The following is a 10894-nucleotide window of genomic DNA, read 5'->3' as shown; positions in this document are numbered from 1 at the left end:
GTTAGGGTTGGAATGAAGCAATTTGACGAACATCAACCAATAAATAGTCAGTTACAAGTCAAAAAGTGCAAGATAAACGTAGGCGGCAGAACAACATGCCTGAAAAGAAATTTTTATAGGGTTTATTTTGATCGCGCTAAAAGATCCGGCTGCGCCTTTTCCGAATCCTACCAAAATAATTGATCAGGCAATTTTGTCAATCTTTTTAACAGCGAGAAGAGCGCAACCCCGTTTTACAGGGGTTTGCGCTCCTCTTGCATTAGCGATAAATTCGCTGGAATTACTTCATTTCGGCTTCAGCACCGGCTTCTTCAAGCTGCTTAAGAGCTTCTTCAGCTTCTGCTTTTTCTACGCCTTCTTTGATAGCTGCGGGAGCTTCGTCAACTTTAGCCTTAGCTTCTTTGAGGCCAAGACCGGTCAGAGCGCGAACAGCTTTGATAACTGCAATCTTGTTGCCGCCAGCGGACTTCAGGATTACGTCAAATTCAGTCTGCTCTTCGCCACCGGCAGCTTCGCCGCCTGCTGCGCCGGGCATAGCTGCTACTGCTGCTACGGGAGCTGCAGCGGAAACGCCGAATTTTTCTTCCAGTTCGGTGATGAACTCGGAGAGTTCGAGAACGGTCATGTTGGAAATAAACTCAACTACCTGATCTTTGGTGATATCTGCCATGGAAATTTCCTCCTGGGAATTAACTTTGAATTGCCTTGACTAGGCTGTTATGCAGCTTCTTTCTGATCTTTCAATGCAGTCAGAACGTTGAGGAAGCCACGGGGTACGTTTGCGAGCAAGCTCACAAAGTTGGTGGGTACAGCATTCATTGTACCCAGAGCTTTGCCGAGGAGCTCTTCCTTGCTTGGAAGCTTGGAAAGCGCCTTCACGCCATCTTCGTCAAGATATTTGCCCTCAAGGGATGCGAAACGCATGTCGAAAGTCTTGCTTTCTTTAGCGAAATCAGCAACTGCTTTTGCTGCTGCAACAGGATCATCATATCCAATTACGATAGCGCAGTTTTCCTTGAATTTGTCAGCCAGTACTTCATGATCAGTACCAGTGAAAGCCAACCGGGCCAGAGTGTTCTTGACGACCTGGCAATCGACACCGACATTACGCAGGTTAGCGCGGAGCTGAGTAAACTCTTCCACACCAAGGCCTTTGAAGTCGGTAACGATGGCAATACTCGCCCTTTCAGCTTTTTCTTTAAGCTGCTCAATAATCTGGGCTTTTTCTTGCCTGTTCACCTTAACACTCCTAATGATTTGACCCGGAAAGCAAGTCAAAGTGTTGTCTAAGCAGGTTATTAAGGGACCATCCCCCCTGCCGTCTTCGACTAAACTTCCCGTGTATTTATTACATCAAGAGCCGCCCTTGCGGGCGGCCTATGATGTTTTTAGGACTCTGAGTATTTTCTCGCTGCCAGAGGATCAATCTTAAAACCGGGTCCCATGGTGGTAGCTACGGCAACAGCCTTCATGTAGGTACCTTTTGCGGAAGAAGGTTTAAGTTTGTTCACTGTTTCCAGCAGAGATTTAAGGTTTTCGAGAAGCTTTTCAGCTCCGAAAGAAACCTTACCGATGGGCGCATGCAGAACACCGGCCTTGTCGACCTTGAATTCTACGCGTCCAGCTTTTACTTCTTTAACGGCAGAAGCCACGTCAAAAGTAACGGTGCCGGTCTTAGCGTTAGGCATCAGACCACGAGGTCCGAGCACACGACCAATCTGACCGACTTTAGCCATCATGTCAGGAGTTGCGATAGCTTTATCGAAATCGAGCCATCCGTCCTTAACTTTGGCAACCAGGTCATCGCCACCGACAAAGTCAGCGCCGGCTTCCTTGGCTTCCGCTTCTTTTTCCCCGCTCACGAAGCAAGCTACGCGAATTTCCTTACCAAGACCGTTGGGCAGGGTTACTGCACCACGGATCATCTGGTCGGAGTATTTGGGGTCTACGCCGAGGTTGATGGCAACATCAACAGTCTCGTCGAACTTGGCATATGCCTTTTCTACAGCAGAAGCTACCGCCTGTTCAACGGTCAGACCGATCTGTTCGGTACCTTCTGTTGCTTTTCTGTATTTTTTTCCGTGCTTAGGCATGATCTATTCCCCTTACCTATTCTGTGACTTCAATGCCCATACTGCGGGCTGTTCCCATGATGGATTTCATGGCAGCTTCAGTATCGGCAGCGGTCAGGTCGGGAGCTTTAAGCTCAGCAATTTCTTTAACCTGAGCTTTGGTTACTTTACCGACCTTGTTCTTGTTAGGCTCGCCGGAACCTTTCTGCAGCTTTGCAGCCTTGAGCAGGAGGGTGGATGCCGGCGGAGTCTTGGTAATGAAGGAAAAGGACCTGTCTTGGTAGACAGTGATGATCACCGGAATGATCATGCCCTTCTGATCCTGCGTCTTGGCGTTGAACGCCTTGCAGAATTCCATTATATTTACACCGTGCTGACCGAGTGCAGGACCGACCGGTGGGGACGGGTTTGCAGAGCCAGCAGGTATCTGAAGCTTGATTTTGCCTATTTCTTTCTTGGCCATCGCTTTATGTCCTATATTAAATTCCAGTGAGGGTACTCACTGTCGGAAATGAATATGCAGCAGTGCGGTCAGGACTACCCTTTGGTTACCTGAACGAAGTCAAGTTCCACCGGGGTCTGGCGGCCGAAAATGGAGACTGACACCCGAAGCTTGCCTTTGTCGTAGTTAACATCTTCTACAACGCCGTTGAAACCGCTGAACGGTCCATCAATGACCCTGACTTCATCGCCACGATCAAAGTTGAACTTGGGTCTCGGCTGTTCCTGACGGTCTTCCATCAGGCTCAGGATTTTGGCTGCTTCGCTGTCGCGCATTGGAGTCGGGCGGTTTTTGCCACCGATGAATCCGGTAACACGAGGAATAGATTGGATGAGATGCCATGATTCATCCTCCATGATCATTTTGATCATGACATAACCCGGATAAAATTTCCGGGTAGATGTTCTTTTTTCCCCTTTAACCAGCTCGACAACTTTTTCCGTGGGGACGACAACTTCTTCGATCAGTCCATTGTCCTGACCAGTTCTCATCATCTCACGGACAGTCTGCTCAACCCGCTGTTCAAAACCTGAATAGGTATGAACAATGTACCAACGGGCCTTCCTTCCCTGAGGTTTTTCAGCGTCTGCGTTCATGGAGCTCTTTCCTTTTCTACGGGTTATTTAAGACAGGATTGCCTCAACAAGTTTGCTGAGACCCATGTCAACAACACCCAGAAAAAGCGACATGACTACGACAAGGACCAAGACGGCGGTACAGGTCTGTATAGTCTCTTTCTGAGTAGGCCATACGACCTTCTTGATTTCGACCTTGGACTGCTCAAAGAATTCGGTAAACTGTTTAATCTTGCTACCGGTACCCTGAGTTTCAGCCTTAGCCTGAACTCCCGCACCTTTATTTTTTTTCTTGGCCATATTGATTCCCATAAATGAAGTGGCAGGCCAGGAGGGATTCGAACCCCCAGCATTCGGTTTTGGAGACCGACGTTCTAGCCGTTGGAACTACTGGCCTGCTTATTTATAGAAACTACTTGGACTCTCTGTGAAGAGTATGCTTCTTATCGAAAGGGCAATACTTCTTCAGCTCGATGCGACCAGTAGTGTTCTTCTTGTTCTTCATCGTCGAATAGTTACGACGCTTACACTCGGTGCACTGCATCTGAACTTTGACACGCATGTCTTACTCCAGAATTTCAGTAACAACTCCTGCGCCTACGGTACGGCCACCTTCGCGAATAGCGAAGCGCAGACCCGGATCCATAGCGATGGGGTTGATCATTTCAACGTTGAAGGTAGCGTTATCGCCAGGCATAACCATTTCAACGCCTTCGTCGAGGGTAACTACACCGGTGATGTCAGTTGTACGGAAGTAGAACTGAGGACGGTAGCCGGAGAAGAAAGGAGTGTGACGTCCACCTTCGTCTTTGGACAGAACGTATACTTCTGCCTTGAACTTGGTGTGGGGGTTGATGGAACCGGGAGCGGAAAGAACCTGGCCACGCTCAACTTCATCACGCTTGGTACCACGAAGGAGAACACCAACGTTGTCACCAGCCTGACCCTGATCGAGGAGCTTACGGAACATTTCAACACCAGTACAAGTAGTCTTAGCGGTGTCTCTGATACCAACGATTTCTACTTCTTCACCAACTTTGATTACACCGCGCTCAACACGACCGGTAACAACGGTACCACGACCGGAGATGGAGAAAACGTCTTCAATAGGCATGAGGAAAGGTTTGTCGATGTCACGCTCGGGCTCTTCAATGTAGGAGTCACAAGCTGCGAGGAGATCGAGGATGGGCTTAGCTGCATCTTCGTCTGCGCTTTCGCACTCGAGAGCTTTAAGAGCGGAACCCTGGATAACGGGAAGATCGTCACCGGGGAAGTCGTAGGAAGAGAGAAGTTCGCGAACTTCCATTTCTACGAGCTCGAGGAGTTCTTCATCATCAACCATGTCGCACTTGTTCAGGAATACAACGATTCCGGGAACACCAACCTGACGAGCGAGCAGGATGTGCTCACGAGTCTGAGGCATGGGACCGTCAGTAGCAGCAACAACGAGAATTGCGCCGTCCATCTGAGCAGCACCAGTGATCATGTTTTTGATGTAGTCAGCGTGACCGGGGCAGTCTACGTGAGCGTAGTGACGTGCTTCGGTTTCGTATTCTACGTGAGCGGTAGCAATGGTGATACCGCGTTCTTTTTCTTCAGGAGCTTTGTCGATTTCGTCGAAAGCTACGTAGTCGCCGTTACCAGCAAGACCAGCGATCTTGGTGATAGCAGCAGTCAGAGTGGTTTTACCGTGGTCAATGTGACCAATGGTACCGATATTAACATGAGGCTTACCGCGTTCAAATTTAGCCTTACCCATGATAAATCCCCCTAAAATAAATAGAGTTTTTAATGATTTAAAGCGTCAAAGGTCATACTACACAAATGTATGGAGCCCACGACCGGACTTGAACCGGTGACCTCTTCCTTACCAAGGAAGTGCTCTACCGACTGAGCTACGTGGGCATCCTCTTATAAACGCGCAGGTCTTGGACTAGGGTAAGTACCAAATTGGAGCGGGAAACGGGATTCGAACCCGCAACCCTCAGCTTGGAAGGCTGATGCTCTAGCCGTTGAGCTATTCCCGCACCCTATGTCCGTAGTTTAACAGCAGGCCTACCTGCCTCCTACAGCGCGATTTACAATTTTAGTGGTGGTGGGGGGAGGATTCGAACCTCCGAAGGCGTTGCCGACAGATTTACAGTCTGTTCCCTTTGGCCACTCGGGAACCCCACCACTATATATGTTGTTGTCTTCACTGGAGCTGGCGATGGGACTTGAACCCGCAACCTGCTGATTACAAATCAGCTGCTCTACCAATTGAGCTACGCCAGCCCTCGTGAGCGAATCTTTCTACAAGCTCTGTTTTCAAATTGCAAGAACTTTTTTGATTTTTTTCAAATCCGTTCTCGGCTTGAAAACTTCGTTGAACTCGTGATCCGCCGAAGCAACGAAGCGGGGTTTAAATGGAAATCGCCTTTGAAGTCAACACCTTTTTTAAACTTTTTTTAATTTTTTCGAAAATAACCTGCGTAGTATATGCTACAAACGCAGGCAGGTTTTGACTTTGCGGACGTTTGGACGTAATTCACTGCCCTCGGCACTTATTGCCGTACAAACAAAGAACATAAGATTCTCAGGTACAAAAACATGAAATCACTTCCAATAAGCCCAGATAAACCTTGGCTGGCGCCCTTAGCCGGATATTCAGACCTGCCCTTTCGCATGCTCTGCCGCAAACGGGGATGCGCCGTTGCCTGCACAGAGATGGTCAGCGTCAAGGGATTAAAATATGACGGTAAAGGGACCAAAGCCCTGCTAGCCACCTGCCCGGAAGACAATCCATTGGTCGTCCAACTGTTCGGCGGAGAGCCGCAAGACTATTCAGACACTATGCCCCAACTGATAGATGAGGGCTACTCTTTTTTTGATTTAAACTCAGGCTGCCCGGTCAAGAAAGTCCTCAAAACTGGAGGCGGTTCCGCCCTTCATCTTGATCCTGACCGTCTGGTTGAAACTGCATCTGCTATGGTTCGTGTAGCAGGCGAAGGTAAGGTCGGGGTTAAGATCAGGCTCGGTTTCATGAATGGAGAAGACAACTTCCTCGAAATCGCCAAGAGACTGGAAGATACCGGTGTTGCATGGCTTACAATGCATCCTCGATATGCAAAACAGATGTTCTCTGGTCAGGCAGATTGGTCCAAGCTTGCAGTATTAAAACAAAATGTTTCCATACCAGTAATAGGCAGCGGCGATCTCTTTACTGCAGAAGACGGTATGGAATGCATTAAGCAAACGGGTATAGACGGGATTATGTTTGCCCGCGGCGCTCTTTTTGATCCTGAAATCTTCGCTCGCTATCTTAAACTGCTTGATGATCCTAAATGTGCCACCCTGCCGCCTTTCGATCTTGGCAAGACAATGGAAGAGCATATCAATATGACCAGAGATTTTGACGGCAGCAACCGCTCATTCAGGAAAATCAGATCCATACTTCCCCGCTACGCTAAAGGAATGGACGGCATACGCTCCATCCGAACAAAACTGACAGCCTGCGAAGACTGGGAAGAACTTCTTGAAGCCGCACGCGAAGTATCGACTCTTACCCGGGACCGTTGCTAATCATTTATTTTTTTTAAGCGATTGTTGACGATAATAGTATTTAAAGCGTAATATACGTAGTGTAATCGAATTACAGAATCTGAATTTAATCGGAGAGACACATGGCTCAAACTGATATTTTACTTGAAGCCGGTACTAATGAACTAGAAATCGTTGAATTCTGGCTTGAAGAAGAACCGCGCGAAGAAGGCGAAGGCAACTATCGCGGATTTTATGGCGTTAACGTTGCCAAGGTTCTGGAAATCATCAGAATTCCTGAAAAAATAACAAAGCTTCCTAAGGTTGCGCACCCTGCGATCATGGGAACTTTCAACCTGCGAAATAAGGTAATTCCGCTTGTGGACCTGAGCCACTGGCTGAAAAAACCTCGCGTTGAAACTGAACCGCCTAAAGTTATTGTTACTGAGTTTAACAACGTCTCTTCTGCTTTTCTTGTTTCCGGTGTAACTCGAATCCACAGGATCAGTTGGGAGCGTGTTGAAGCTCCTTCCAACTACGTATCCACCCTCTCTGAAGATTCGATTACCGGTGTTGTTAAGTTCGAAGACAGAATTTCTCTGATCCTCGACCTTGAAAAAATCGTGGCAGAGCTTAATCCAGATCTCGGACTGCAGCTTGATGACTCTATCGACTGGACCAACCACGCTGGCTACAAAGCCATCATTGCAGATGACTCCACCCTGATCCGCGAGATGCTCTTTGAAATGATGGTCCGGGCAAAGTTTTCTGTTGAAATGGCTAATACCGGACGTGCCTGCTGGGACAAGTTACAAGAATACAAACAGCGCTCAATTGAGGAAGAACGCCCAATAACCGACTTCGTCAATGTCGTTATCTCTGACATTGAAATGCCGGTGATGGACGGACATAACCTGACAGTACGCATTAAGGCCGATGAAGTATTAAAGCAGTTACCTGTAATCCTTTTCTCCTCAATCATTACTGACAAGCTTCGCCACAAAGGGGAATCTGTCGGTGCTGACGACCAGATTTCAAAACCCGAGGTAACCCAACTGGCACAACGCGCCATTGCCTTGATTGAAAAATAAAACAGGCGGAAATCGACATGGTTTCCCCTTCCGATTCCAAAACAAAAAAACGTACTGGAACCTCATTTAATCCGAGGGTCCAGTACGTTTTACTTATGTCTTTTTCCGTGGCCATCGGTATGGCGGCGGCAGGCGGTGCCTTCCTTTTTCGCTGGTTGATTGAAAATTTCCAGCACTTTTTCTGGGCCAGTGGTAATTCTTTCCTTGATATGGCGGCCAATTCTCCTTGGTGGCTGGTTCTCTTCCTTCCCTGCATTGGCGGGCTTATCGCCGGGGTGATTATCACCAATTGGGCTCCTGAAGCTCAAGGACCGGGTGTACCCGAAGTAATAAAAGCACTGGCAGTACGGGGCGGGGTAATTCGTCATCGTATTACCTTTCTTAAAGCATTAGCCACCAGCCTGCTTATTGGCTGCGGAGCCTCTGTCGGACGTGAAGGACCTGTTGTTCAGATAGGAGCTTCGCTTGGTTCTTCAGCGGCAAGAATATTTCGCCTAGATCCGTCCATGCTTCCGGTTTGCGTTGCATCAGGAGCGGCAGCAGGAATTGCGGCAACCTTCAATGCCCCCTTAACAGGAACTTTATTTGCCATTGAAATCCTGCTGCTCGATACTGAGATGTCCTACGTCAGCCACATAATTGTAGCATCGGTAACAGCATCCGCCCTCTCAAAATTTTTCTGGGGAGACTTCCCTACCTTCGATGCGCCTAAATTTATTTTCAGTAATTTCGAAGAGCTGATCATCTTCTTTCTGCTCGGAATCCTAGCCGGTCTAGTTTCTATTGCTTTTGTGAAAATGATAAGGCTTTGCGAATTCACCTTTGACCAGATCCCTGTCCCCGGCTGGGTAAAACCCGGCCTTGGAGGGCTGATTCTTGGAGCAATCGCGCTTAAAATCCCTGCGGTACTGGGCGTTGGTTATGAAGCTGTAAATATGGGTTTGACAGGTGTCCTGCCCCTTGATCTAGCCATAATACTACTAGGGGCCAAACTTGTTGCCACTTCTCTTTGTATCGGATCGGGAATGAGCGGTGGTATTTTTGCTCCCTCGCTGGTTTTAGGGGCGGCCTTAGGGGTATCGGTCAGCTCAACTATTAATATGATTTTTCCGGAACTGGCCCTTACACATGGACAATATGCTCTCGTCGGCATGGGAACAGTTGTGGCCGGAACCACCCTCGCGCCCATTACGGCGGTACTCACTGTTTTTGAACTGACATACTCATATAAAATAATCCTGCCCATGATGGTAGGCTGCATTACCAGTGCACTGGTTGTCCGTATACTAAAAGGATATTCTGTTTATGAAGCAAAATTATTGCGTCAGGGCATTAATATTCTACGCGGCCATGACGAATCGGTTATGGTCAATATTCCAGTTCAGGAAGTAATGGAGACTGATTTTGATTACCTATGTACCACAGACAGCCTCAGAAAAGCTGCCGAAATGGTATTAGACTCTGAATTTCCGCATTTTCCGGTTCTAAATAAAGACAATAAGCTTGCCGGAATCCTGACCCTTCGGGATATGCGTGCATTTCTCAAAAATGCGCAAGACTTAAAAGGTGGGGCAGAAATAGTGGACACCCTGATGGTCCGCACCGTGGTATCGCTTCCCGTAAACTCCAACCTAAAAGAAGCCATTATGAAATTCGAAAGGACCGGTGTCTCCTTCTTGCCACTCGTGAATCAGGATGAGACCGTAGCCGGGATAATTAAGTCCAAAGAGGCTATGAATATTTTTCGCAAAAAAAGATACAAAAATAAAATTCTTTCTTCATCGATCTAATCATTTGTATCATCCGGCGTAGAATCTACGTATTCAAGAACCAAAATCCTACCCCGGCGGCTGCCTTCCTTATAATAAAATCCTGCCAGATAATTGTATCCGTCACTGTGCAGGGCATCAGGACTGCGCACCCCCGCAGTTTTTTCAAACCCAGAATTTAAATACGTAAAATAATCCTGACAGCTGTGATCACTTCCCACAGCTGAAGGCATGACACGCAATCCAAACGGATCAGAAGCCCTTCCTGCCAGCCGTTTGCTTCGCTGTTTACCGGAACTATCCAGAATGTATACTGAAACAACAGAATCATTTTTTTTAACCAATTCTTCAAGAATCCGGTTCATATCCCCATCTCCACCCTGTTGCAAACGCGTCATCGTGCTTTTAAGTAACAAATGTGAGTCACGAAATTTTTCACGGGAATTCTCGGATTTAATTTTCATATCCCCATTTACAGACCTACTTATCCGGTTAACCTTATCCTTAAATAAATCTTTATTACCTTCATCGTCAGTGCTGTCGGAATAAAAATAACCCTGCTGTAAATAAAATCCGCTTTGCATAAGAGCTATTGCTTCAGCTTCCGTTTCTACACCTTTTGCCACAGGCAGAACGCTACAATAAGAAAACAGACGCGCAACAGAATTCACTTTTTTCTTGATCCGTTGTGAGTTTTCAATTCCTTCATAAAATCTGCGATCAAACTTAACAAAGTCAGGCTTGATTATATGCAAAAAATCCATCCAATCCATTGATGGCACAATATTATCTACCGATAGCCGATACCCCATATCTCGGACCGAATGGATCATTTCCAAGGGTGGGTTTCCCTTAAGTTGACCAGCATCCATTTCAAAAACAATCATGCGAGGGGAATAATTAAATGTTTTTGCCAACAGATGCGGGCTGCTGCCTTTACTTTCTTCATGAGAGTATATTCCGCAATTAATATTAAGAAAAAGAACCATATCCCAATATTTCTCTGACAAGGGTTTATAGGCTTCGAAACCCTTTTTGAGACACATTTCTTCAACTTTCAGTTGTGCTTGGATCGGTAAAGAGGAGTTGAAAAGACAACCGGGAGAAGCAATGGTTTCCCCTTTTTCATCAACACCACGCGCAAAAGCTTCAAAACCGACCACGGCGCGAGACAAGAGAGAGACAACAGGCTGAAATAATATGGTAATACCATCTTCGGTAACAACTTTACTAATGGCTGTAATGCAGCTTTTAATATCGCCTTCCACGCTATACTCCTATAATTTTGATCTGAGTATAGCACGATATTGATGACATATAACACCATATTTTTAGATAAAAAAAAGGCTTCCCCATCGGAGAAGCC

12 protein-coding genes and 5 tRNA genes are annotated in these 10894 nt (G+C 47.0%); 3 read left to right on the top strand and 14 right to left on the bottom strand.

Translation table 11 applies throughout. The features are described from left to right. Positions 1–280: 280 nt before the first annotated feature. The 13 genes from rplL to DESAL_RS05875 all read right to left on the bottom strand — a co-directional run bounded on the left by rplL (position 281) and on the right by DESAL_RS05875 (position 5423). Positions 281–670, bottom strand: a complete 390-nt coding sequence (gene rplL, locus DESAL_RS05935) for a 50S ribosomal protein L7/L12 (protein ID WP_015851060.1) — start codon at positions 668–670, stop codon at positions 281–283. 47 nt (positions 671–717) lie between these two features. After that, a complete protein-coding gene (gene rplJ / locus DESAL_RS05930; RefSeq protein WP_015851059.1) occupies positions 718–1239 on the bottom strand; it encodes a 50S ribosomal protein L10 in 522 nt (173 codons plus the stop codon). A gap of 149 nt (positions 1240–1388) precedes the next feature. After that, positions 1389–2093, bottom strand: coding sequence for a 50S ribosomal protein L1 (gene rplA, locus DESAL_RS05925; protein WP_015851058.1), 705 nt, complete (start codon positions 2091–2093; stop codon positions 1389–1391). 16 nt (positions 2094–2109) lie between these two features. Next, positions 2110–2535: a 50S ribosomal protein L11 gene (rplK, locus tag DESAL_RS05920; protein WP_015851057.1), complete on the bottom strand. Its 426-nt coding sequence runs from the start codon at positions 2533–2535 to the stop codon at positions 2110–2112. Between the two features lie 74 nt (positions 2536–2609). Beyond that, positions 2610–3170: a transcription termination/antitermination protein NusG gene (nusG, locus tag DESAL_RS05915; RefSeq protein ID WP_015851056.1), complete on the bottom strand. Its 561-nt coding sequence runs from the start codon at positions 3168–3170 to the stop codon at positions 2610–2612. Positions 3171–3197: 27 nt separating this feature from the next. Continuing rightward, a complete protein-coding gene (gene secE / locus DESAL_RS05910) occupies positions 3198–3449 on the bottom strand; it encodes a preprotein translocase subunit SecE (RefSeq protein ID WP_015851055.1) in 252 nt (83 codons plus the stop codon). A 20-nt stretch (positions 3450–3469) separates the two neighbouring features. Then, a tRNA-Trp gene (locus DESAL_RS05905) sits at positions 3470–3546 on the bottom strand. Between the two features lie 15 nt (positions 3547–3561). Then, positions 3562–3711 (bottom strand): 50S ribosomal protein L33, encoded by a 150-nt coding sequence (gene rpmG / locus DESAL_RS05900; RefSeq protein ID WP_015851054.1) that lies wholly within the window; start codon positions 3709–3711, stop codon positions 3562–3564. A 3-nt stretch (positions 3712–3714) separates the two neighbouring features. Then, complete coding sequence (tuf, locus tag DESAL_RS05895; protein WP_015851053.1) at positions 3715–4908, bottom strand: elongation factor Tu; 1194 nt, start codon at positions 4906–4908, stop codon at positions 3715–3717. Positions 4909–4978: 70 nt separating this feature from the next. After that, positions 4979–5054, bottom strand: a tRNA-Thr gene (locus DESAL_RS05890). Positions 5055–5100: 46 nt separating this feature from the next. Next, a tRNA-Gly gene (locus DESAL_RS05885) sits at positions 5101–5176 on the bottom strand. 63 nt (positions 5177–5239) lie between these two features. Further along, positions 5240–5324: transfer RNA gene (locus DESAL_RS05880), tRNA-Tyr, on the bottom strand. Between the two features lie 23 nt (positions 5325–5347). Continuing rightward, positions 5348–5423, bottom strand: a tRNA-Thr gene (locus tag DESAL_RS05875). A 315-nt stretch (positions 5424–5738) separates the two neighbouring features. Between DESAL_RS05875 and DESAL_RS05870 the strand changes: the two genes are divergently transcribed. From DESAL_RS05870 to DESAL_RS05860, 3 genes are all read left to right on the top strand, one after another. Next, positions 5739–6710 carry a tRNA dihydrouridine synthase gene (locus DESAL_RS05870; RefSeq protein WP_015851052.1) on the top strand — a complete coding sequence of 324 codons (972 nt, stop codon included), beginning with the start codon at positions 5739–5741 and terminating at the stop codon, positions 6708–6710. 101 nt (positions 6711–6811) lie between these two features. Continuing rightward, on the top strand, positions 6812–7759 hold the full coding sequence (locus tag DESAL_RS05865) for a chemotaxis protein (protein WP_015851051.1): 948 nt from the start codon (positions 6812–6814) through the stop codon (positions 7757–7759). A 17-nt stretch (positions 7760–7776) separates the two neighbouring features. Continuing rightward, positions 7777–9549 (top strand): chloride channel protein, encoded by a 1773-nt coding sequence (locus DESAL_RS05860; protein ID WP_015851050.1) that lies wholly within the window; start codon positions 7777–7779, stop codon positions 9547–9549. Here DESAL_RS05860 and DESAL_RS05855 read toward each other — a convergent pair. Continuing rightward, on the bottom strand, positions 9546–10796 hold the full coding sequence (locus DESAL_RS05855) for an EAL domain-containing protein (RefSeq protein ID WP_015851049.1): 1251 nt from the start codon (positions 10794–10796) through the stop codon (positions 9546–9548). The two genes, DESAL_RS05860 and DESAL_RS05855, sit on opposite strands and share 4 nt — an antisense overlap. Positions 10797–10894 lie beyond the last annotated feature (98 nt).

Source organism: Maridesulfovibrio salexigens DSM 2638, assembly GCF_000023445.1.
Lineage (GTDB): Bacteria > Desulfobacterota > Desulfovibrionia > Desulfovibrionales > Desulfovibrionaceae > Maridesulfovibrio > Maridesulfovibrio salexigens.
This window is presented reverse-complemented; position numbering and strand designations above follow the sequence as displayed.